This is a genomic window from Terrabacter aeriphilus (assembly GCF_039542985.1).
Classification (GTDB): Bacteria; Actinomycetota; Actinomycetes; order Actinomycetales; family Dermatophilaceae; genus Terrabacter; species Terrabacter aeriphilus.
In genome coordinates this window covers 85912-108785 of sequence record NZ_BAABIW010000017.1, presented here as the reverse complement: position 1 = coordinate 108785, position 22874 = coordinate 85912, and the positions used below count along the sequence as shown (strand labels likewise).

Annotated in this window: 20 protein-coding genes and 1 tRNA gene; 7 read left to right on the top strand and 14 right to left on the bottom strand. The window is 72.9% G+C overall.

The genetic code is table 11. From position 1 onward, the window contains the following. The first annotated feature begins 192 nt into the window (after positions 1-192). The 3 genes from ABD979_RS13515 (at position 193) to ABD979_RS13505 (ending at position 5436) form a co-directional block, all read left to right on the top strand. Positions 193-2529, top strand: a complete 2337-nt coding sequence (locus ABD979_RS13515) for a heterodisulfide reductase-related iron-sulfur binding cluster (RefSeq protein ID WP_345508012.1) — start codon at positions 193-195, stop codon at positions 2527-2529. A gap of 139 nt (positions 2530-2668) precedes the next feature. Further along, the gene (locus ABD979_RS13510; protein WP_345508011.1) at positions 2669-4672 is read left to right on the top strand and encodes a glycosyl hydrolase family 28-related protein; all 2004 of its coding nucleotides are present in this window, start codon (positions 2669-2671) and stop codon (positions 4670-4672) included. 29 nt (positions 4673-4701) lie between these two features. Beyond that, entirely contained in the window at positions 4702-5436 is a 735-nt protein-coding gene (locus tag ABD979_RS13505; RefSeq protein ID WP_345508010.1) for a transporter substrate-binding domain-containing protein, read from the top strand. A gap of 30 nt (positions 5437-5466) precedes the next feature. On the opposite strand, the gene ABD979_RS13500 is transcribed toward ABD979_RS13505, so the two are convergent. The 3 genes from ABD979_RS13500 to ABD979_RS13490 all read right to left on the bottom strand — a co-directional run bounded on the left by ABD979_RS13500 (position 5467) and on the right by ABD979_RS13490 (position 8857). Next, positions 5467-5901, bottom strand: a complete 435-nt coding sequence (locus tag ABD979_RS13500) for a DUF779 domain-containing protein (protein ID WP_345508009.1) — start codon at positions 5899-5901, stop codon at positions 5467-5469. 13 nt (positions 5902-5914) lie between these two features. Beyond that, positions 5915-7438: an acetaldehyde dehydrogenase ExaC gene (exaC, locus tag ABD979_RS13495; protein ID WP_345508008.1), complete on the bottom strand. Its 1524-nt coding sequence runs from the start codon at positions 7436-7438 to the stop codon at positions 5915-5917. Between the two features lie 192 nt (positions 7439-7630). After that, positions 7631-8857 (bottom strand): GAF domain-containing protein, encoded by a 1227-nt coding sequence (locus ABD979_RS13490; RefSeq protein WP_345508007.1) that lies wholly within the window; start codon positions 8855-8857, stop codon positions 7631-7633. A gap of 130 nt (positions 8858-8987) precedes the next feature. On the opposite strand from ABD979_RS13490, the gene ABD979_RS13485 reads away from it, so the two are divergent. Then, complete coding sequence (locus ABD979_RS13485; protein ID WP_345508006.1) at positions 8988-9719, top strand: hypothetical protein; 732 nt, start codon at positions 8988-8990, stop codon at positions 9717-9719. Positions 9720-9921: 202 nt separating this feature from the next. Next, a complete protein-coding gene (locus ABD979_RS13480) occupies positions 9922-12264 on the top strand; it encodes a S8 family serine peptidase (protein ID WP_345508005.1) in 2343 nt (780 codons plus the stop codon). Positions 12265-12327: 63 nt separating this feature from the next. Here the strand turns inward: ABD979_RS13480 and rpmG are convergent, their stop codons facing one another. The 7 genes from rpmG to dcd form a co-directional block, all read right to left on the bottom strand. After that, entirely contained in the window at positions 12328-12495 is a 168-nt protein-coding gene (rpmG, locus tag ABD979_RS13475; RefSeq protein WP_345508004.1) for a 50S ribosomal protein L33, read from the bottom strand. Positions 12496-12632: 137 nt separating this feature from the next. Beyond that, positions 12633-13571: an ABC transporter substrate-binding protein gene (locus tag ABD979_RS13470; protein ID WP_345508003.1), complete on the bottom strand. Its 939-nt coding sequence runs from the start codon at positions 13569-13571 to the stop codon at positions 12633-12635. Continuing rightward, a complete protein-coding gene (locus ABD979_RS13465; RefSeq protein WP_345508002.1) occupies positions 13568-14434 on the bottom strand; it encodes an ABC transporter permease in 867 nt (288 codons plus the stop codon). Before ABD979_RS13465 ends, ABD979_RS13470 begins: the two co-directional genes overlap by 4 nt. Then, entirely contained in the window at positions 14431-15072 is a 642-nt protein-coding gene (locus ABD979_RS13460; protein WP_345508001.1) for an ABC transporter permease, read from the bottom strand. Before ABD979_RS13460 ends, ABD979_RS13465 begins: the two co-directional genes overlap by 4 nt. After that, positions 15069-16208, bottom strand: coding sequence for an ABC transporter ATP-binding protein (locus ABD979_RS13455; protein ID WP_345508000.1), 1140 nt, complete (start codon positions 16206-16208; stop codon positions 15069-15071). Before ABD979_RS13455 ends, ABD979_RS13460 begins: the two co-directional genes overlap by 4 nt. Positions 16209-16261: 53 nt before the next feature. Beyond that, positions 16262-16969 (bottom strand): serine aminopeptidase domain-containing protein, encoded by a 708-nt coding sequence (locus ABD979_RS13450; protein WP_345507999.1) that lies wholly within the window; start codon positions 16967-16969, stop codon positions 16262-16264. Between the two features lie 29 nt (positions 16970-16998). Further along, entirely contained in the window at positions 16999-17577 is a 579-nt protein-coding gene (dcd, locus tag ABD979_RS13445) for a dCTP deaminase (protein ID WP_345507998.1), read from the bottom strand. Between the two features lie 82 nt (positions 17578-17659). Between dcd and ABD979_RS13440 the strand changes: the two genes are divergently transcribed. Next, positions 17660-19222 (top strand): AAA family ATPase, encoded by a 1563-nt coding sequence (locus tag ABD979_RS13440; RefSeq protein ID WP_345507997.1) that lies wholly within the window; start codon positions 17660-17662, stop codon positions 19220-19222. 97 nt (positions 19223-19319) lie between these two features. On the opposite strand, the gene ABD979_RS13435 is transcribed toward ABD979_RS13440, so the two are convergent. After that, positions 19320-20159: an SMP-30/gluconolactonase/LRE family protein gene (locus ABD979_RS13435; protein ID WP_345507996.1), complete on the bottom strand. Its 840-nt coding sequence runs from the start codon at positions 20157-20159 to the stop codon at positions 19320-19322. Beyond that, entirely contained in the window at positions 20159-20620 is a 462-nt protein-coding gene (locus ABD979_RS13430; protein WP_345507995.1) for a hypothetical protein, read from the bottom strand. The genes ABD979_RS13435 and ABD979_RS13430 overlap by 1 nt, the downstream gene beginning before the upstream one ends. A gap of 78 nt (positions 20621-20698) precedes the next feature. Here ABD979_RS13430 and ABD979_RS13425 point away from each other — a divergent pair. After that, positions 20699-20772, top strand: a tRNA-Gly gene (locus ABD979_RS13425). 325 nt (positions 20773-21097) lie between these two features. On the opposite strand, the gene ABD979_RS13420 is transcribed toward ABD979_RS13425, so the two are convergent. Together ABD979_RS13420 and ABD979_RS13415 are read right to left on the bottom strand one after the other, a co-directional pair. Further along, entirely contained in the window at positions 21098-22204 is a 1107-nt protein-coding gene (locus ABD979_RS13420; protein ID WP_345507994.1) for a fatty acid desaturase family protein, read from the bottom strand. 98 nt (positions 22205-22302) lie between these two features. Beyond that, the gene (locus ABD979_RS13415; protein ID WP_345507993.1) at positions 22303-22872 is read right to left on the bottom strand and encodes a C40 family peptidase; all 570 of its coding nucleotides are present in this window, start codon (positions 22870-22872) and stop codon (positions 22303-22305) included. Between the last annotated feature and the right edge of the window lie 2 nt (positions 22873-22874).

The following is a 22874-nucleotide window of genomic DNA, read 5'->3' as shown; positions in this document are numbered from 1 at the left end:
CTGGCGTCTGGGTCGTGGACAGGTCGTACGTTCCGATTGTCGGCGACAACCGGAGAACCGTTATGCATATTCCAACATCTCGTTATCCCCGTCCACCGGCGCCCATGATCCGGGCGGTTCGGGACGAGCGTCACGTCGCGACGGCCGTCACAATCACTAAGCGCTTGCTCACACGTCAGTAGACTCGCCGCCATGAGTGCCCTCCAGATCGTCGCCGCCGTCGTCTGCCTCGGCGTGACGGCCGTCGCCGTCGCCCTGCTCGTCCGGACGGTCAACCACTTCCTCGCGACGTTCCGGCTGGGCCAGCCGGAGGACCGCGGTGACGACAAGGGCGCCCGTACGCGCACCCTGCTGCGCGAGTTCCTCGGCCACACGCGCATGTCGCGCCTGCCGGTCGTCGCCATCGCGCACTGGTTCACGATGGTCAGCTTCGGCGTCCTCTTCTTCACGCTGCTCAACGCCTTCGGCCAGCTCTTCTCGCCGGAGTTCGTGCTGCCGGTCATCGGCCACTTCTTCCTCTACGAATGGGTCACCGACTTCTTCGCCTTCGCCGGCTTCATCTCGATCGTCGTGCTCATGGCGATCCGGCAGAAGAACCACCCGCGCTCGGCCGCCGGCGACGACGGGCGACGCAGCCGCTTCTTCGGGTCGACGTGGTGGCAGGCCTACTACGTCGAGCTGACGATCCTCGGCGTCACGCTCTGCATCGGCCTGCTCCGCGCGCTCGAGTGGACGCTCGCCCGCAAGACCGGCACCGGCATGGACACCGCGCTCCACTTCCCGCTCACCGGCTGGATCGGCAACTTCTTCACCGGCCTGTCGGTCGGCGCCGTCGAGAACCTCATCGTCGTCATCGCCGCGATCAAGATCCTCATCTCCTTCGCGTGGATGATCACCATCGCGCTGCAGCCGACGATGGGTGTCGCCTGGCACCGCTTCCTCGCCTTCTTCAACATCTTCTTCAAGCGCCACGCCGACGGCCGCACGAGCCTCGGCGAGCTGCAGCCGATCCGCGTCGACGGCAAGCCGCTCGACTTCGAGAACGTCGACGAGCTCGACGAGGACGCCGCGCTCGGCGTCGGCAAGGTCGAGGACTTCACCTGGAAGGGCCTGCTCGACTTCACGACGTGCACCGAGTGCGGCCGCTGCCAGAGCCAGTGCCCGGCGTGGAACACCGACAAGCCCCTGTCGCCCAAGCTGCTCGTCATGACGCTGCGCGACCACGCGCACGCCAAGTCGCCGTGGCTGCTCGCCTCCGAGGAGATGCGCGCCGGCGGCATCGAGTCGGCCGAGGGCTTCAGCGACGCGACGAAGGGCGCCGTCGCCACCGAGTCGCTCGTCGGCGAGACCGGCTACGACATCCGCCACCCGCTCCAGGCCTACAACCCGCACGGCCCCGACGCCGTCATCGACGAGGACGTGCTCTGGTCGTGCACGACGTGCGGCGCCTGCGTCGAGCAGTGCCCCGTCGACATCGAGCACGTCGACGCCATCGTCGACATGCGCCGCTACAAGAACCTCATCGAGTCGGCCTTCCCCGCCGAGCTCAACGGCCTCTTCAAGAACCTCGAGAAGAACAGCAACCCGTGGGGGCTCGCGCCGCGGCTGCGGATGGACTGGGCCAAGGACCTCCCCTTCGAGGTCAAGCAGGTCGGCCAGGACGTGGAGAGCCTCGACGAGGTCGACTACCTCTTCTGGGTCGGCTGCGCCGGCGCCTACGAGGACCGCGCCAAGAAGACCACCCGCGCCGTGGCCGAGCTGCTCCACACGGCCGGCGTCAGCTTCGCCGTGCTCGGCGACGGCGAGGCCTGCACCGGCGACTCGGCCCGCCGCGCCGGCAACGAGTTCCTCTTCCAGATGCTCGCGCAGCAGAACGTCGAGACCCTCAACGAGGTGGGCGCGACGAAGATCGTCGTCACCTGCGCGCACTGCTTCAACACCATCAAGAACGAGTACCCCCAGCTCGGCGGGCAGTACGAGGTGCTGCACCACACGCAGCTGCTCAACCGCCTCGTGCGTGAGAAGCGCCTGACGCCGGTTGCCCGCCCCGGGGACGCGTCGTCGGCCGGCACCCTGACCGGGGCCGCCTCGACCGGCACCAAGGTCACCTACCACGACCCCTGCTACCTCGGCCGGCACAACCAGGTCTACGCCCCGCCGCGCGAGCTGCTCCAGATCCTGCCCGGCGTCGAGTACGCCGAGATGGAGCGCAGCAAGGAGAAGTCGTTCTGCTGCGGCGCCGGCGGCGCGCGCATGTGGATGGAGGAGAAGCTCGGCACGCGGATCAACACGAACCGCACCGAGGAGGCCCTCGCGACGGGCGCCGAGCGCATCGCCGTCGGCTGCCCCTTCTGCAAGGTCATGCTCTCCGACGGGCTCAACGCCGCCATCCAGGACGGCAACGCCACCGACGCCGTCGAGGTCGTCGACGTCGCGCAGATGCTCCTCGCGGCCGTGCGCCGCGGCGACGACGGCGACGCGCGGGCCGAGGCGGCCACGCCCGAGCCCGAGCCCGCCCCCACCGCCTGAGGGCCCACCCGGCACGCCGCCTCCGAGGAGGTATGCCGGGTGGCCCGCCCGGTTACGCCGCGCGCGGTCCGGGGCCGCTGCGTGAGAACGCTCTCACCACCACTTGACGCGGATGTCGCGGCGGCAGCAGGGTCGGCTCATGACTCATCGACGAGATCGTGAACGCGGGCGTGTCCGGGCGGGCCGGCCCCTCGCCCTGCTGGCGCTGACGACGGCCCTGGCCACGGCGGTCGCGGCCCTCCCGGCAGCGGCCCTGTCGACCGCCGGCCGCACGGCCCCCGCCCGCACGTCCCCCGCCGAGGCCGCCCCCGCTGCGACCGCCCCCGCTACGAGGGCCTCCGCGCCCGCGGCGGCACCCACGACGGCTCCCCGGCCCGCCCCGGCCCGGCACCAGGGCGGCATGCCGGACCTCGGCCCGAACACCTACGTCTTCACGCCCTCGATGCCGCAGGACCAGATCCAGGCCACGGTCGACGCCGTCGCGGCCCGGCAGGTGGGCAACGAGATGGGCAGTGACCGCTATGCGCTGCTCTTCGCTCCCGGCACCTACGGGTCGGCCGAGAAGCCGCTCAACTTCCAGGTCGGCTACTACACCGAGGTCGCCGGGCTCGGGCAGAGCCCGGGCGACGTCACCGTCAACGGCTCGGTCTACGTGCGCAACCAGTGCAGCGCCGACGGCAGCTGCATCGCGCTCAACAACTTCTGGCGCTCGATGAGCAACCTGACGATCAACGTCACGACACCCGACTTCGGTTGCTACTCCGGCCAGTTCTGGGCCGTCTCGCAGGCCGCCCCGCTGCGCCGCGTGCACGTCAAGGGCCAGACGACGCTCATGGACTACTGCACCGGGCCCTCCTACGCGAGCGGCGGCTTCATCGCCGACTCCCGCTTCGACGCCACCGTCATCAGCGGCTCGCAGCAGCAGTTCTTCACGCGCAACAGCGAGCTCACGGGGTGGAGCAACGGCGTCTGGAACCAGGTCTTCGCCGGCACCGAGGGCGCCCCGGCCGAGTGCTTCCCGGCTGCAGCCGACTGCGGCGGCCCCTACACCACGGTCGCCGAGACCTCGGTGAGCCGCGAGAAGCCCTACCTCTACCAGGACGCCGCTGGCGCCTACCGCGTCTTCGTGCCGGCCGCCGCGACGGCGAGTCGCGGCACGACGTGGGCCGACGGCCCGACGCCCGGCCGCTCGGTCCCGCTGCGCGACGTCTTCGTCGCCCGGCCCTCCGACTCGGCCCGCACCATCAACCGTGAGCTGGCGCGCGGACGGCACCTGCTGCTGACCCCCGGGGTCTACCACCTGGACCAGACGCTCGAGGTGCGCCGGGCCGGCACGGTGGTGCTCGGCCTCGGGCTCGCCAGCCTGACCCCGACCCGCGGCCAGGTCGCCATGCGCGTCGCCGACGTGCCCGGGGTCGACGTCGCGGGCATCACCTTCGACGCGGGCCCGGTCTCCTCGACGGTGCTCCTGCAGGTGGGGTCGGGGCACGGAGGCAAGGGTCACGACCGCGACCGGTCGAGCCGGGCGAGCGACCCGACCGCCCTGCAGGACGTCTTCTTCCGCATCGGCGGCCCCTACCTCGGCAAGGCGGCCGTGAGCCTGCTCGTCAACAGCGACCACGTCGTGCTCGACGACATCTGGGCCTGGCGGGCCGACCACGGCAACGGCGTGGGCTGGACGCTGAACACCGCCGACACCGGCCTCGTCGTCAACGGTGACCACGTGACGGCCACCGGCCTCTTCGTGGAGCACTACCAGAAGACCGAGGTCGTCTGGAACGGCGAGCACGGCGAGGTGACCTTCTTCCAGAACGAGCTGCCCTACGACCCGCCGAGCCAGGCGGCCTGGCGGTCCGCGCCCGGCCACGACGGCTACCCGGCCCTGCTCGTGACGAAGCGGGTCAAGCACTTCTCCGGCACCGGCATGGGCTCCTACAGCTTCTTCAACCAGGGGGTCGACGTCTTCGCCGAGAACGCGTTCGAGGTTCCCCGGACGCCGGGCGTGCGCCTGCACGACCTGCTGACCGTCTTCCTCGACCCGACCAACGGCCGGGGCGGCATCCGCCACGTCGTCAACGGCGTCGGCGGCTCCTCGACGATCGCCAACCCGAGCACACCCGTGACGGTCGTCGACTACCCCTGACGGGCGCGCCGGGGCCGTAGGGTGAGGCGATGACCGCCGACCTCACCCCGGCCCCGGCCGCCGTCGCCTCCGACCTCGCCCCCACCGGCGTGCTCCGCGCCTCGATCAACCTCGGCAACCCCGTTCTCGCGCAGGGCGACCCGTCGGATCCGCGGGGTGTGACGGTCGACATCGCCCGCGAGATCGGGGCTCGCCTCGACCGGCCGGTCGAGCTGCTGTGCTTCGACGCCGCCCGCAGGTCGTACGACGCGATGGCGACCGGAGCGGCCGACCTCTGCTTCCTCGCGGTCGACCCGGCGCGCGAGGAGGAGGTCGCCTTCACCGAGCCCTACGTGCTCATCGAGGGCGTCTACGTCGTGCCGGACGGCTCGCCGCTGCGCGCCGTCGCGGACGTCGACGCGGCGGGGGTCCGCGTCGGGGTCAAGACCGGGTCGGCCTACGACCTGCACCTGACCCGCACCCTCGAGCACGCCGACCTCGTCCGCGGCGACGAGGGCGTCGACGTCTTCGTCGCCCAGGGTCTCGAGGTCGGCGCCGGCATCCGCGAGCCGGTCACGGCCTTCGCCGCCGCCCACGACGGACTGCGGCTGCTCGACGGCGCCTTCATGCAGATCCGCCAGGCCGTCGGCACGACCCGCTCACGGTCACCGCAGACCGTCGCCTTTCTCCGCGACCTCGTCGAGGAGCTCAAGGCCACGGGGTTCGTCGCGCAGTCGCTGGCCCGCTCGGGCCAGGCCGGCGCGACGGTCGCCCCGCCGGCCTGACGCCGCAGACGGCACACCTCCTGGGTCACGTCAGCCGACGCGCGGTGGCTCGAGACCGAGCGCCGCCGCGCTCTCCTCGTCGGAGAAGAGCCGGGAGCGGATGAGGAAGCGCACGCCCTCGGGCGCCTCGACCGAGAAGCCGCTCCCCCGGCCGCGCACGACGTCGACGGTCAGGTGCGTGTGCTTCCAGTACGCGTGCTGCGCCACCGACATCCAGAACGGCACCGGCTCCGGCAGCCCGTCGACGACGAGGTCGGCGAGCTGCACGTCGGCCTCACTCGTGCGGAAGTCGCCGGCCGGGAAGCACATCGGCGAGCTGCCGTCGCAGCAGCCACCACTCTGGTGGAACATCAGCGGCCCGTGCAGGCCGGTGAGGCGGCGGAGCAGGTCCGCCGCCTCACCGGTCAGGTCGACCCGGCTGGGGGAAGCCGGGGGCTCACCGGGCCGACCCGTCTCGTGGGACATGGTCACGTCCCGGTCAGAAGAACCCGAGCGCGTCGGGCGAGTAGGAGACGAGGAGGTTCTTCGTCTGCTGGTAGTGGTCGAGCATCATCTTGTGGTTCTCGCGCCCGATGCCCGACTGCTTGTAGCCGCCGAACGCCGCGTGCGCCGGGTACTGGTGGTAGCAGTTCGTCCAGACGCGACCGGCGTTGATGCCCCGGCCCATCCGGTAGGCACGGGAGCCGTCGCGGGTCCAGACGCCGGCGCCGAGGCCGTAGAGGGTGTCGTTGGCGATCGACAGTGCGGACGCCTCGTCGTCGAAGCTCGTCAGCGACACGACCGGGCCGAAGATCTCCTCCTGGAAGATGCGCATCGAGTTGTCTCCCTCGAAGACCGTCGGCGCGACGTAGTAGCCCTCGGCCAGGTCGCCGTCGAGCACGTTGCGGTCACCGCCGGTGAGCACCTTCGCGCCCTCCTGCCGGCCGATGTCGAGGTAGGAGAGGATCTTCTCGAGCTGGTCGTTGCTCGCCTGGGCACCCATCGTCGTCTCGGTGTCGAGCGGGTTGCCCTGCTTGATCTTCTCGACGCGGGCCACGGCGTCGGGCACGAAGTCGCCGTAGACCGAACGCTGCACGAGGGCGCGTGACGGGCAGGTGCAGACCTCACCCTGGTTGAGGGCGAACATCGTGAAGCCCTCGAGAGCCTTGTCATAGAAGGCGTCCCGCTCCTGCGCCACGTCGTCGAAGAAGACGTTGGGGCTCTTGCCACCCAGCTCCAGGGTGACGGGAATGATGTTCTGCGAGGCGTACTGCATGATGAGGCGGCCGGTCGTCGTCTCGCCGGTGAAGGCGATCTTCGCGATGCGCGGCGACGACGCGAGCGGTTTGCCGGCCTCGACGCCGAAACCGTTGACGACGTTGAGCACCCCTGCCGGCAGGAGGTCCCCGACGAGCTCGACGACCTTGAGGATCGACCACGGCGTCTGCTCGGCCGGCTTGAGCACGACGCAGTTGCCGGCGGCGAGGGCCGGGGCGAGCTTCCACACGGCCATGAGGATGGGGAAGTTCCACGGGATGATCTGGCCGACGACGCCGAGCGGCTCGTGGAAGTGGTAGGCCACCGTGTTCTCGTCGATCTCGCTGCTCGAGCCCTCCTGTCCGCGAAGGACCCCCGCGAAGTAGCGGAAGTGGTCGACGGCGAGCGGCAGGTCGGCGGCGAGCGTCTCGCGGACGGCCTTGCCGTTCTCCCACGACTCGGCCACGGCGAGCGCCTCGAGGTTCTCCTCGATGCGGTCGGCGATCCGGTTGAGCACGAGCGAGCGCTCACCGAGGCTCGTGCGGCCCCACGCGGGTGCGGCGGCGTGCGCGGCGTCGAGCGCGGCCTCGATGTCCTCCTCGGTGCCGCGGGCGACCTCGCAGAACGGCTTGCCGTTGACCGGCGACACGTTCTCGAACCACAGGCCCTTCTTCGGGTCGACCCAGTTGCCGCCGATGAAGTGGCCGTAGCGGTCGAGCACGGTGACGAGCGAGTCCGGCGAGCCGGGCGGGGCGTAGACGGTCATGGCGTTCTCCCAACGTCCTTGGTGGTCCCCTCTGCCGAGGGGGTTGGCCAGACCGTAGGCAGGGCAACGTTGCAACCACGTTGCGTCACGGGCGAGGGAACGGCGCCGGGCGGCATACGAAACCTGGCCTCTCGACGGTCGAGGACCCACACAAGATGGCCTCTCGACGGTTCAGGGGTCAGCCGTTGCGGGTCAGGGGGCGCCGAGCTCTCGGTCGAGGCGCTGCAGCTGGTTCTGCACCAGGGGCATGAGCGGTGAGCCCGGGCCGAGCAGCCGGGCCTGCGCCTGCCACATGTCGTAGTCGTCGGTGCCGGACGCGGAGCGCGTCCACGCGGACATGAGGTCGGCCCGCCCGCTCGTCAGGACGGCCCGCCGCAGCGTGCCCTCGACGCTCTCGCGCAGGCGCACGACCCCCGGCGCGCTCGAGCGCGGCAGGAGCGGTCCGCGGTAGGACCGCATGGCGCTCGCCACGTCACCGGCAGCGAGGTGCGCCTCGACCCCCAGCCAGTCGCCGGCCAGCTCGGCCACGAGACGGTAGGGCCGGGAGACGAGCAGGTCGTCGCCGAGGAGCCCACGCAGTCGGCCCATCTCGACGCGCAGGGTCGAGGCGCTGCTGTCCTCCTCGTAGAGCAGCACCGCGAGCTCGTCTCCGGAGAGACCCCGGGCGGCGGAGGCGAGGAGCAGCAGGATCTCGCTGTGCCGCGGGCTGAGCCGGACCGTGCGGCGGTGCCCGCGCCCGTCGTCGACCGTGAGCAGGGCATCGGTGCGGCCGAGCGCCTCGATGAGCACCGACAGGCCCCGTGCCGACGGCGCGGGCGCCTGCCCCGAGCCACTCCGCACGAGCAGCTCGCGCGCCAGCTCCGACTCGGCCATCCGGGCGGCCGCCCGCACCATGGCCGTCGTCTGCGGCACGACGATGTCGTCGCCGCCGGTGATGTCGAGCACCCCGAGCACGCTGTGGTCGGAGGGGTCGTGGATCGTCGTCGCGGCGCAGCTCCAGCGCTGCACCGACCGCCGGAAGTGCTCGGCGCCGACGACGTTGACCGAGCGGTCGAGCCGCAGGGCCATGCCGGGCGCGTTGGTCCCCGCGAGCCGCTCGTCCCAGTTGCTGCCCTCGACGAAGCCGATGGCCTCGGCGCGGCGCAGGACGCTCGGGGTGCCGCAGACCCAGAGCAGCTGGCCGGCCGCGTCCGAGACCGCCATCACCGCGTCGCAGTCGCGGGCCGCCTGGCCGAGCACGTCGTCGAGCAGCGGGAAGACCTGCGCCAGCGGGTGCGCCTCGCGGTGGTCGCGCAGGGCGTCCGGGGGCAGCGTGATCGGGGCGTCGACGGCGTCGACCTGCACCCCGGCCGCGGCCGACCGCAGCCACGAGTCGGCCACGTGGGCACGGACCCCGGTGCTCTCGGCGTCAGCAGGCATGTGCTGATTGTGCACACGGACGGACCGGCGGTGGACGGGGTTGGACGAAGGGGTGGTCAAGTGCGGCGATGAGGCGCACCATGAAGGGACCCCGCCCACTGGTTCCCGAGGGAAAGTCCGAGGATCGACGATGTCACGACGAGCCCCCTTCGTGCCCGACGGCGTGCCGGTCCTGTCGCGAGGCCGACACCGGAGTGCACGCAAGGGCGCCTGCTTCATGGAGATGGCCTCCTTCCTCGCCGGAGAGCGCTGGAGCGACCACCCCGCGTGCACGCACCCCGTGCTCGCGACGATGGCCCGCTGCGTCAACGACCTGCTCGACGACACCCAGCGCCAGCGCCTCGTGACGATGATCCCCGAGGTCGTCGGGCTGAACCCGGACGACCGCCGCGTCGGCACCGCCCTCGTGCTCACGGCCGCGCGAGCCGCACTGCCCATCTGTGCCGAGGAGCGCCAGAACGTCATGGCGCTCGCGATCCTCAACGCCGAAGGAGTGCTGGTCGAGCAGGACGGCCGCGCCCCCGGCCAGCTGTCCGACGCCTCGCGGGCCGCCCTCGCCACGGCGCCGGCAGCCGAGCGCTGGGCGCGGGTGCACCTCGCCCGCACCGGCTTCAACGCGATGGCCACCCGGCCCGCCCACGCGGCCAAGATCGTCGCCCTCGCCGTCGACGGCATCTCCCGGGCCTGCGTCGACGACACCGAGGACCGGCTCGTCGCCCTGCTGCGCGACGGCATCGACGTCGTGGCGACGTTCGACTCGCTGACCCCTGCACCGGTGGAGCAGCCGACGACCGGCACGCGGGCGGACGCCCACCGCGCCCGCGCCACCGAGGCGAGCCCCGCCCGGGTGCCCCTGGCCTGAGGCCCACCGGCCGCGCGGGGGCCGGTGCGACCCGGCGCACGCGCGCCCTTGCTGCGATCGCATATGCCGCTATGTCGTCCGCCGCCACGACATGGGCGAGTTGCTTTGTGCCCCAGAGAGATCGAACTATCCGCGTTCGTCGTACGCCGACCTCCTGAGGTCGCGATACTGCGAACGCAGGGTCTTCGCCGATGGGGGTCACATGTCAGCACCGGAACGCACCCACGCCCGCCGCCTCCGCCTCACGCGCGCCGGCCTCACCGCCGGGGCCGTCACCGCCCTCCTCACGGTGGGCGGAGCGCCGTCCCTCGCGTCACCGCCGGGAGCCGTCAGTCCCCCGCCGCTCGTGTCCAACGTGGCCACCGTCGCCACCGTCGCCACCGTCGCCACCGCACCGTCCGCCCAGCCGGCCCCGCCTGCGCCACCGGCGCCCTCCGGCGCGACCGGGACGACGCGGACGCCCAAGCCGGCGCACGCGACCGTCCCACCCGGCAGCTCTCGCACCGAGATCGAGGTCAAGTTCCGGGAGGGCTCGGGGCTGCGCCTGCTCGGCGGCGCCCTCGTCGGCCTCGCGCCGTCACGTCTCCCGGCTGGCCTGGAGCGGCGCGGCCCGGCGGCCAGCGCGTCCGACATCGCCAGGGTGCAGGCCGTCCTCGTCCCGCGCGGCGCGACGATCCGGCGGCTCATGGCCACGAGCGCGGCCGACCTCGACGCCGCCGCCACCCGGAGCGCCGGCGCTGCGACGGGCGCCCAGTCCGACCTCAACCTCTGGCACCGCATCACGCTGCGCCCCGGCACCGACGCCGCCGCCACGATCGACGCCCTCAACGCCCTCGACGTCGTCGAGATCGCGTATGCCGCTCCCCTCCCCGTACGACCGCCCGTGACCCCCGACTACCGCTCCCGGCAGGGCTACCACTCGCCGGCGTCGTTGTCGGGCATCGACGCCAACTACGCGTGGACCGTCGCCGGGGGCACCGGCGTCAACGTGCGCGTGCACGACATCGAGTACTCGTGGAACGGCACGCACGAGGACCTGACGAAGCTGCGCACGGCGTTCTACGCCAACGGCACCGCCGTCGACCCGTTCGCCGGCTCGATGGGGCTGCACTCGAAGGACCACGGCACCGCGGTCGTCGGCGAGATCGTCGGTGACTCGAACGCCTTCGGGGTCACCGGGCTCGTGCCGGCCGCGACGATGCAGGTGACCAACGCCTCGAGCACGGCCGGCTACACCCCGGCCAGCGCCATCGCCGTCGCCACGTCCGTGCTGCGCCCCGGCGACGTCATGCTCATCGAGCAGCAGACCGGCGGGCCCAACGGCTGCGACGACAACCAGGTCGGCTGCGTCGCCCTCGAGTGGATCCCCTCGGTCTACGACGCGGTGCGCAACGCGACCTCCCGGGGGATCGTCGTCGTCGAGGCGGCCGGCAACGGGTGGCAGAACCTCGACTCGTCGATCTACGGCACGACCTTCCCCCAGGGCAAGGCCGACTCCGGCGCGATCATCGTCGGGGCCGGTGGCGCCCCGGGCTGCCACGGGGCCCGCACCCGGCTCGACTTCTCGAACTACGGCCGCCGGGTGAACCTGCAGGGCTGGGGCGAGTGCGTCACGACGACCGGCTACGGCGACCTCTTCAACGGCGGGTCGAACGCCTGGTACACCGCCACCTTCGCCGGCACGTCGAGCGCCTCGCCGATCGTGGCGAGCGCGGCCGCCGCGCTCTCGAGCGTCGCGAAGTCGCGCGGCCTGCTGCTCACCCCGCAGGACGTGCGCGCCCGCCTGCAGGCGACGGGCACCCCGCAGACCGCGGGGCTGTCGGGCTCCATCGGTCCGCTGCCCAACCTCCGCTCGGCCATCGCGGCCCTCGGCACGGGGGCCGACACCACGCCGCCCACCGTGGCCGCTCCCCGCTACTACGCGTCCTTCGGCAGCCAGCTCGGCACGACCGTCAACGTCACCGGGGCGTGGTCGGCGACCGACGCCGGCGGCATCTCGGCCTACAAGGTCTACGTCAGCACCAACGGGGGTGCGTGGGCGCCGCAGACGCTGTCGAGCGCGACGGCGACGAGCAAGCAGTGGCTGCTGACGCCCGGCAGCACGTACCGGATCGCCGTGGCGGCTCGGGACCGCGCCGGCAACTGGAGCCCCTACCGCTACTCGCCGGTGTTCCGCGCCGCCGTGTTCCAGGAGAACTCGTCGTTCGTCACCTACAGCGCGGGCTGGCTGCGGGCGGCATACGCCTCCGGCTCGGGCGGCTTCGTCAACGTGTCCGGCACGCGCAACGCCTCGGCGTCGTTCACCTTCACCGGGAGCTCGGTGGCCTGGGTCGGCACGCGGGCCACGACCCGGGGTCAGGCGCGGGTCTACCTCGACGGCACGCTGCGCAGCACGGTCGACCTCTACGCGGCGAGCACGCTCGCGCGGTCGGTGGTGGTCTCCTACTACTGGCCCACGCCGGGCACCCACACGATCAAGGTGGTCGTCGACGCGACCGCGACGCGGCCGAAGGTCGACGTCGACGCCTTCACCCTGATCGGCTGACCACGCGAACCGGCCCGCCACCCTGCACGTGCAGGGTGGCGGGCCGGGTGGGACGCCGTGGCGTCAGCGGGTCTCGCGGAAGTCCACGTGCTCCCGGGCGACCGGGTCGAACTTGCGCAGCACGAGCCGGTCGGGCTGGGTGCGGCGGTTCTTGGTGGTCACGTAGCGGAAACCGGTGCCGGCGGTCGACTGCAGGGTGACGACGGGTCGCAGGTCGGTGCGCTTGGCCATGCATGCTCCTCGGGTCTGGGATCGCGCACGATGCGCGACACCCATGAGAACCGTTCTCGGGTCGTCGGCATTCCCGGACGCGACGGAGCCCCCGCCCTTCGGGACGGGGGCTCCGCTGCGTGCGGGCAGTCGGCGGGTCAGGCCAGACCGCTGCTCGCGAGCCAGGTCTTGGCGACCTCGCTCGCGTCCTTCTTGTCGACGACGACCTGCTTGACCATGTCGGCCAGGGCGGGCGTGTCGAGCTTGGCCGACACTGCGTTGAGCGTCGCCTTGAGCGCGTCGGCCTTGTCGGTCCGGACGAGCGGCACGACGTTGTCGGAGCCGAAGAGGCTCTGCGGGTCGTCGAGCACGACGAAGCCGTTGGCCGCGATCGACGGGTCGGTCGTGAAGATGTTCGCGGCCTTGATCTGGCCGTTCTTGAGGGCCTCGACCGTCGCCTGGCTCTGCAGCGGGCGGAACTGCGAGGGCACGACGTTGTAGACCGACTTGAGGCCGACGAGGCCGCGCTGGCGGGTCTTGAACTCCGGGGGCGCCCCGAGGGTGAGCTCGCCCTGGTGCGCGGCGAGGTCCGGGATCGCCTTGAGCGACCACTGCGACGCGGTCTCCTTGGTGACGGCGATCGAGTCCTTGTCCTCGGCCACCGACTTGTCGAGCACCGTCAGGCCCTGCGGCACGGCCTTCTGGAGCGCGGCGTAGACCTCGTCGGGCTGCGTGACGGTGGAGGCCTTGTCGTAGTACGTCAGCAGGGAGCCGGTGTACTCGGGCAGCACGTCGACCTCGCCGCCGCTGATCGCCTTGAGGTAGGTCTCGCGGCTGCCGATGTTGAACTGGCGCGCGACCGTCGAGCCCTTCGCCTCGAGGGCCTGGGCGTAGATCTCGCCGAGCAGGGCCGACTCGGGGAAGTCGGCCGAGCCGATCTTGACCGATCCGGCGGCGGAGCCGCCCGTCGACCCGCCCGTCGAGCCGCCGCCGGCGCCGGTGGCGGGGGCCAGCGGGTCGCTGCCACCCCCGCAGGCCGCGAGGGGGACGACGGCGGCGAGGAGCAGGCCCGCGGCCAGGAAGCGGGTGCGTGTCATGTTCGGTCCCTTTCGGATGGGGTGCCCGCCGAGGCGGGCGCCTCGTCGGGGACGGCGCCACCGGAGCCGACCAGCGCGGCACGCCGCGGGTCGGGGTCGTCGTGGTGCTCGCCGTCGGGGTCGGGGTCGGACCGGGTGTCCGAACCGGGGGGCGTGTGGTGGCGTGCTCGGGCAACGCCCGCGGCCCGCCCGGAGATTCCCGGCGAGACGGCCCGGGTCTCGAGCAGGGCGAGGGCGCCGTCGGCCACGAGGGCGAGGACGGCGACGAGGATCGAGCCGCAGAGCATCTGGAGGTAGTCGCGGGAGGCGAGCCCGTCGATGAGGTAGCGGCCGAGCCCGCCGAGGCTCACCGAGGCGGCGATGGTCGCCGTCGCGATGACCTGGAGCGCGGCGCTGCGCAGGCCGCTGAGGAAGAGCGGGAGCGCGCACGGCGCCTCGACCCGGGTCAGCACCTGCCAGCCCGTCATGCCCATGCCCCGGGCCGCGTCACGGGCGGCCGGGTCGACGCTCTCGATGCCGGCATACGTGCCCGAGAGGAGCGGCGGCACGGCGAGCAGCACGAGCACGGCGATGCTGGGGATGACGAAGGCGAGGTCGCTCTGGATCAGTGGGCCGACGACCATCGAGACGGCGAAGAGCAGACCGAGCGACGGCACGGCGCGCGCCGCGTTGGCCGCCGTGACGAGCCACCGCATGCGGCCGCTGTGCCCGACCCACGCGCCGAGCGGCACCGCGATGACGAGGGCGATCGCCAGCGTGATCCCGGTGTAGCGCAGGTGCTCGAGCACGCGGGTGGGCACGCCGTCGGCGCCCTGCCAGTTGACCGGGTCGCTGAACCAGCCCCAGATCTTGTCGAAGGTCATGCGGCCACCGCCCGGGTCCAGGGCGTCAGCAGCCGCGAGGCGAGCTGGATGACGAGGTCGAAGAGGAGGGCGAGCACCAGGCAGGCGATGATGCCCACCCAGACCTCCGTCGGGAAGGTGCGGGCGTAGCCGTCGGTGAGGAAGTAGCCGAGCTGCGAGATCCCGATGAGGGAGGCGACGCTGACGATGCTGACGTTGCTCACCGCCGCGACCCGCAGGCCGGCCGCGATGACCGGCACCGCGAGCGGGAGGTCGACGCTGCGGAAGCGGGCCACCGGCCCGTAGCCCATCGCGATGGCCGCCTGCCGGGTCGAGCCGTCGACCGAGGAGAGCCCGTCGGCGACGGTGCGGGTCAGCAGCGCCACGGTGTAGATCGTCATCGCGATGACGACGTTGCGGGAGTCGAGGATGTTCGTGCCGAGCAGCGACGGCAGCAGGATGAACAGCGCGAGCGAGGGGATCGTGTAGAGCAGCCCCGTCGTCGTCAGGAGCACGGTGCGCAGCCGCGGCTGGCGGCTCGCCAGCCAGCCGAGCGGCACGGCCAGGACGAGCCCGAGCACGAGCGGCAGCCCCGCGAGCCAGGCGTGCTGCCCGGCGCGCGTGAGGATGTCGCCGAGGTGGTCGAGGGCCCAGGTCACCGCGAGGTCGCCCCCTCGGCCGGGGCCCGGTCGCGCCGGGCCTCGATGACGGGCACGACGTCGGCGGCCCGGATCGTGCCGACGAGCCGGCCGTCGGCGTCCGCGACGACGCCCCGGCCGCTCGGCGAGGAGAGGGACGCGTCGAGCAGCTCGCGCAGCGACCCGTTCGTGGCGGCCACCGTGCCGCCCCGGTGGAGCACCTCGCGGGTCACCTCGCGGTCGACGGCGGCCGCGCGCACCCACCCGAGGGGCTCGTCCGCGTCGCCGACGCAGAGCACCCAGACGCTGCCGAGCGCCTGCACCTCGGCGGCCGTCGCGCCGAGGCGCACCGTCGGCTCGTCGGTGAGGCTCAGCTCGGGGGCCGCGGCGAACGACAGGGCCCGGTAGCCGCGGTCGCGCCCGACGAAGCCGGCGACGAAGTCGTCGACGGGGTCGGCGAGCAGCTTGGCCGGCGAGTCGAGCTGGGCCAGCACGCCGCCGACACGGAGCACGGCCACCTGGTCGCCGAGCTTGACCGCCTCGTCGATGTCGTGGGTGACGAAGAGGATCGTCTTGCCGAGCTCGGACTGCAGGCGCAGGAACTCGTTCTGCAGCTGCTCGCGCACGACGGGGTCGACGGCCGAGAACGGCTCGTCCATGAGCATCACCGGCGGGTCGGCCGCGAGCGCGCGAGCGACGCCCACGCGCTGCTGCTGGCCGCCGGAGAGCTGGGCCGGGTAGCGCCGCGCGAGGGCGGGGTCGAGGCCGACCCGCTCGATGAGCTCCATGGCGCGCGAGCGCGCGGTGCGGCGGTCGGTGCCGAGCAGGCGGGGCACCGTCGTGACGTTGTCGAGCACCGTGCGGTGCGGGAAGAGCCCGGCGTGCTGGATGACGTAGCCGATGCCCCGGCGCAGCTCGGCCACGTCGAAGGAGGCGGTGTCGCGCCCGTCGATGGAGATCGTGCCCGAGGTCGGGGTGATCATCCGGTTGACCATGCGCAGGGTGGTCGTCTTGCCGCAGCCGGACGGGCCGACGAGCACCGTGATGCGGCCGGTCGGAGCCTCGAGCGTGAGGTCGTCGACGGCGACGGATCCCTGCCCCGGGTCGGAGTCGGACGGGTCGCCGTAGCGCTTGGTCACGCCCTCGAAGCGGATCATGCCCATCAACGTACCCGCCCGGGCCGACGCAGCAGACGCCTCCGACCTCACGGTCAGATGTCGATCGTGGTGCCCCCGCCGTGCACGACCTGCGCGACCACGGCCCCGACGGGTCCCGAACGGGGTTCGCCCGAGCCGCCGAGCTCGCGGGCGAAGGTCGCCGCCACCACCTCCGTGACGAGCGCCGTCCACAGCCGGGCGCGCACGAGCATCGCGTGGTCGGCGCGGGCGACGCGCACGAGGGAGGCGTCGAGCCCGTCGCGCTGCATGGCCTCGACCGCCTCGCGGGTGCGCGCGAGCGAGCAGATGACGTCCCGGTCGCCGTGGATGAGCACCGTGCGCCGGCCGGCACCGGGCCGCGGGTCGCCGGGCTCGACCCACGGCGCGAGGCCGACGACGAGCCGCACGTCGGCCTCGTCACCGACGTGCATCGCCACGCGCCCGCCCATCGAGTGCCCCACGAGGGCGATGGGCACGCCGGGGTATGCCGCCCGCACCTGTCCCAGCGCCCACCGGGCGTCCTCGACGGGCATCGCGTCGCCGTTCCACCCCCGCACCCGGAAGCGCAGCCGGGCGACCGCCAGCGGGCCCGGCACCCGCTTGAGCGCGCGGGCGAAGGGGACGAGCCGGGCGACGTTGTGCGACCACGGCCGGTTCGGCTCGTGGCCCTCGACGGCGCCCCCGTGCAGGACGAGGACGACCGCGGCGGCCACGGCCGGCTCGGCGTCCCACACCAGGGAGGCGACCGGAGTCCGGTCCACGTCGGCCTCCGGTGCCGTGTGCAGCGCGCTCACACCGGGGTGCGGTGGAAGTTCGCGAACGACCGACTGGCCGTCGGCCCCCGCTGCCCCTGGTAGTGCGAGCCGTATGCCGCTGAGCCGTAAGGGTTCTCGGCCGGCGAGCTGAGGCGGAAGAAGCAGAGCTGGCCGATCTTCATGCCCGGGTAGAGCATGATCGGCAGCGTCGCGACGTTGGACAGCTCGAGGGTCACGTGCCCCGAGAAGCCGGGGTCGACGAAGCCGGCCGTCGCGTGGGTGAGCAGCCCGAGCCGACCGAGCGAGCTCTTGCCCTCGACACGGGCGGCGAGGTCGTCGGGGAGGGTGACCGCCTCGAGCGTCGAGCCGAGGACGAACTCACCGGGGTGGAGCACGAAGCCGTCCTCCTGCGGGCCGACCTCGACGAGTCGCGTCAGGTCGGGCTGCTCGGCGGCCGGGTCGATGTAGGGGTACTTGTGGTTGTCGAAGAGCCGGAAGAACTTGTCGAGGCGGACGTCGACGCTCGACGGCTGGACCATGGCGGGGTCCCACGGCTCGAGCACGACCCGCTCGGCGGCGATCTCGGCCCGGATGTCCTTGTCGGAGAGCAGCACGGGACGAGGCTATAACGCGCGCCGGAGAAGAGCCTCGGCCGCTTGCCCGCCGGATGTCGCCGCGCCGCCCTATCGTCGCTCCATGGATCCGACGACGGACGGCCGCACGGCGGGCAGCAGCGACGGCAGGGCTGACGGGACGGACGGGGCGGACGGGACGAGCGGTCTCCTCACCGACTTCCGGACGCTCGTGCGACGGCTCATCGACGAGATGCCCGCGCCCGACGGCGGGCCGCTGCTCGTCGACGCCCTGACCCGCCACCTCGGCACCGAGCCGCACCAGCTCGCCGTCGTCGGGTTCCCCGTCCCCCTGCACCGGCTCGTCGACGCCGACATCGCCCTCGCGGAGGTCAGCGCCGTCGACCCCGACGCCGAGGTCATCGGCATCGCCGGTGACTCCCGGCACCACATGACGCTGGGCGACCTCGTGCACGAGCGGCACGGTTTCGGCTCGCTCGTGGGCCAGGTCGACTACGACCGGATGCCGACCGGCCCGGGCCCCGACGACCGGCGGCAGGTCGTCACCTCGGGCCTGCGCCTCTTCCACCTCGACGGCGTCCCCGTCGCGGTGCGCCAGCAGGGCGCCAACCCCCAGTTCGGCCGCGAGACCGGCGCGGTCGAGGTGCTGGCCGTCGACCGCGAGGTCGCCGACGCGCTGATCAGCCGGGTCCAGGAGCTCATGGACGCCCGCAGCGTGCTGCGCGGCCAGGTGCTGACCTTCGGCGCCGACCCCTACGGCCGGGGCATGGCCGGGCTCACCTTCCTCGAGCGGCCCCAGGTCGCCGCCGAGTCGGTCGTGCTGCCCGAGGGGGTGCTCGAACGGGTCGTCCACCACGTCATCGGGATGGGTGAGCAGCGCGAGCGCCTGCTCGCGCACGGGCAGCACCTCAAGCGCGGCGTGCTGCTCTACGGCCCCCCGGGAACGGGCAAGACCCACACGGTGCGCCACCTGCTGTCGGCGACGCCCGGCACGACCGCCGTGCTGCTGAGCGGGGGCGCGCTCATGCACATCCACGCCGCCGCCAAGGTGGCCCGCGCGCACCAGCCGGCGATCGTCGTGCTCGAGGACTGCGACCTCGTCGCGGAGGACCGGTCGATCGGGATGGGCAGCTCGCCGCTCCTCTTCGAGGTGCTCGACGCCCTCGACGGCCTCGACTCGGACGCCGACGTCGCCTTCGTCCTCACGACCAACCGCGTGGAGGACCTCGAGGTGGCCCTGTCGCAGCGCCCCGGCCGGGTCGACCTCGCCGCGGAGGTGCCGCTGCCGGATGCCGACGGCCGGCTCGAGCTGCTCCGCCTCTACGGCGGCCACCTCTTCGGCGACGAGGCGATGTCCGCGGCCGCCGCCCGTGCCGAGGGCACGACGGCGTCCTTCGCCAAGGAGCTGGTGCGCCGGGCCGTGCTCGCGGCGGCGCTCGCCGACGAGCCCCCGGGCGACGACCACCTCGGCGTGGCGCTTGACGGCTTGCTCTCCGACGCGCAGCGCCTGACCCGGAGCCTGCTCGGCGTGCAGGCCCACGGGGACGACGCCGGGGGCCCTGACGACGGGGTGCCCGTCGGCGCCCTCGGGCGTCCCGGGCGCGCGTCCCGCTCGCCCGGCTGGTTCGCCTACTCGCCGTCCTCGGGATCGATCCACCCGGACTGACGTCGCCGTCGGCGCCGGACCACCGTCGGCCTCGTCGGCCTCGTCGGCCTCGTCGGCCTCGTCGGCCTCGTCGGCCTCGTCGGACTCGTCGCTCGGCTCAGCCGGCGAAGGCGCGCACCGGCATCCCGGGGACGGCGACGCGGGCGCGGAAGAGGGCGCCGGCCGCCGGCTCCGGGTCGTCGAGGTCCTCGCGCGAGGTCGTGACGAACAGGTCGCGGCCGTCGGGGCCGCCGAGCGTGCACGCGGTGACGAGCCGCACCGGCAGCTCGACCTCGTCGACGACCTCACCGTCGGGCGCGTGGCAGCGCACCCGCCCGGCCCCGTTGAGTGCGACCCACACGTTGCCGGCGGCGTCGACGGTCAGCCCGTCCGGGTGGCCCACGTCGTGCGTGACGAACGGCCGTCGGTCGACCAGCTCGCCGTCGACGACGTCGAAGACGTCGGTGCGGCCGGTCGGGGTGTCGTCGTAGTAGGCGAGCCGGCCGTCGGGCGAGAGATCGATGCCGTTCGAGATCGTCACGCTCGGCAGCAGGGTGGTGACGCCACCGCCGGCATCCACCCGGAAGAGCCGCGCGCTGCCGGGCACGCGGTCGTAGCCCATCGTGCCGGCCCACAGGCGGCCCTCGCCGTCGACCCCGCCCTCGTTCATCCGCACCGACGGGTCGTCCCAGAGGTCGAACCACGGTGTCGGCGGCGCGTCCGCCTCGTCCGCGCGGGCGAGCCCGCGCTCGGTGGCCACGACCCAGCCCCCGGCCGTGCGCGGTCGCACGAACGCCGCGACGTCGCCCACGTGCAGGCGGTCCACCGAGCCGTCGGCCCGCAGCGTCAGCACGTCACCGGCGAGCATGTCGACCCACCGGAGCCCGCCCCACGCATCCGCCCAGACCGGTCCCTCGCCGTGGTAGCAGAGCGCGTCGGTCAGCTGCTCCGCGCGCATCAGTCCCACCACACCCCGACGTAGTGGTGCCCCGTCGGCACGCCCGGGGCGTCGACGAGCCAGTCGGCCCCGGCCGCCGGGCCCCCGCTGCTCTGGGTGTCCGCCTCGATCGTCAGGCTGTCGACCTCCTCGGGAAGGAGCGTCGTCACGACGGCCGCGCCACTGGCATACGGCCACTCGTCGTCGGGGAAGGCGTCGAACTCGAGGACGTCGAGCTCGATGCGCACGTCGTGCACCTCCGGGTGCGAGCGGAGGTCGAAGAGCACCCGGCGCACCGCCTCGAGCGGCACGTCCTCGGGCCGGTTCGGCGCGATGCACCACTCGCAGTCGTTCCCGTCGAAGAACTGCTCGAGCGTGACGGCGACCTGGGCGCTCGCTCCACCCCGGCCCCGGACGTGCTCGACGAAGGCGGTCTGCTTGGCGTGGTCCATGAAGGTGTCGGCCCCTGGGGTCGCGGTCATTGCGTCGGCTGGGCGTCGGCTACACTGACGCCGCGTGCCACCGTGCAGGTCCCTCGCGGGCATCCTCCGGCGGCCCGTGCGAGCGTAGCTCAATGGTAGAGCGCCAGCTTCCCAAGCTGGATACGCGGGTTCGATTCCCGTCGCTCGCTCCACGTGACCGGGCGACCGGCCGGGCACCGACCCGGCCGGGCGCCGTCGGCGACCGGGGGGCGCGCCCGACTCCGCCTACCGACCCCGCCTACCGCGGCCTCGTGACCGCATCGGCGAGCGCCCGCCGGGATGCCGGTCGGGGTGTCGGTCCGACTGCAGGTCCGCCCACCCCTGCCGCACGGCGTCGTCGACGCACGCGCTCCGGGCCACCTGACGCTGGTCGTCGAGCAAGCCCCTGCCCAGCGCCGTCCTCAGCAGCTGGTGTGAGGCCACCGGGTCCGGGGTGGGCGGATCGGACGGGTCGGCTCCCCGCGACGCACCACCGGCTCACCCGCGCGGGACGTCGGTCAGGGCGCGGCGCTGGGCGACGAGCGGGCACAGGAAGACGTCGCGGCCCTCGAGGCCGACGACGTTGAGGTGGCGGATGACGTCGCGGTACCCCGTCCAGAACCCGACCTGCGTGTAGGGCACCCCGAGCTCGTCGCAGTGGGCGATGACGAACGGCTGGGCACGCCGGAGGTGCGGACGCGCCATGGACGGGAAGAGGTGGTGCTCGACCTGCCGGTCGAGCCCGCCCATGAGGACCGACGTCAGCCAGCCGCCGCGGATGTTCCGGCTCATGAGGACCTGGCGCCGCAGGAAGTCGAGCTTGAGGGTCGGCGAGACGAGCGGCATGCCGATGTGGTTGGGGGCGAAGGCCGAGCCGAGGTAGAGGCCGAACAACCCGACCTGGACGGCGAGGAACGCCACGGCCTTGGCCGGCGGCAGGACGACGAGGACCAGGGCGAGCAGGCCGCCGAGCCGGAGCGAGAGCAGCGTGAGCTCGACCCAGCGTCGGTCGACCGGGGCCCGGGAGGTCACCCGGCGGATGCCCTCCCAGTGCAACGAGAGGCCCTCGAGCAGCAGGAGGGGGACGAAGTACCACCCCTGGTGTGCGCGCAGCCAGCGCAGCCAGGCGTGCCGCGACGCCGCCACCGGGACGAAGGCGAGCACCCCGGGTTCGATGTCCGGGTCGGTGCCCACCTTGTTCGGGCCGGCATGGTGCCTCGTGTGCTTGCGCTGCCACCAGCCGTAGCTGATCCCGACCAGCAGGTTCGCCACGAACAGGCTGGTCCAGTCGTTCCACCGACCGGACCGGAAGATCTGGCGGTGTGCCGCGTCGTGGCCGAGGAAGGCGATCTGCGTCATGAGCACGGCGAGCACGACGGCGGAGCACAGCTGCCACCAGCTGTCGCCGACCCGGACGAAGACGACCGCCCAGGCCGCGACGAGCAAAGGCGCAGTGGCGAGCCGAGTCCAGTAGTAGCCGTACCGCCGGCGCATGAGCCCCATCTCGGCCACGCGCCGCGCGAGCGGCGTGAACGAGCTCGCCGGCGAAGATGGCGGGGAGGCGACGGGCGTCGACCCCGGCGCCGGCACGTGGCTGTTGTTCATGACTGACCCCAGGCCTCGAAGACGGTGGGCACCGGGGTCTGGGGCGCGCTGTGGGACCAGCGTACCCCCAGCGTGCCGGGGGTACGCTCGTGCGCTGCTCAGACCATCCGGCCCGCGACCCAGCTCGTCGTCCAGATCTTCGAGAGCTGGACACGCTGACCCGGCTTCGGCGAGTGCCACACCTTGCCGCTGCCGGCGTAGAGGCCGACGTGGTAGGCCCGGCCGCCCGACATGAAGAAGATGAGGTCGCCCGGCTGCATGCGCGACTTGCTGACGGCCACGGCCGCGAGCCGCTGCGCGTTGGCGGTGCGGGGAACGCCGACGCCGAGACGGGTGCGGTAGGTGTAGTAGATGAGTCCGGAGCAGTCGAAGGCGGACGGGCCGGCGGCGCCGTAGCGGTAGGGGTCGCCCTGCTGGGCGGCGGCGATGTTGACCGCGTAGCGACCGCGGGCCGCGCGCTGGGCCGGGGTGGTGTAGGCGACGGGTGCGGCGTCGATGGTGACGGGGCCCGAGGCCTCGGCACCTGCGGCGGCCGCCTGCGACGCCCCCCAGTCGGTGACCGACGACGTCGGCGCGCCGCCCGTCCCGAGGACCAGGGCCGCTGCGAGCAGCGGCGTGACCGTCAGGGACTGCCAGGGGATCCGTCGGGCGAGGGCAGAAATGGGCATGG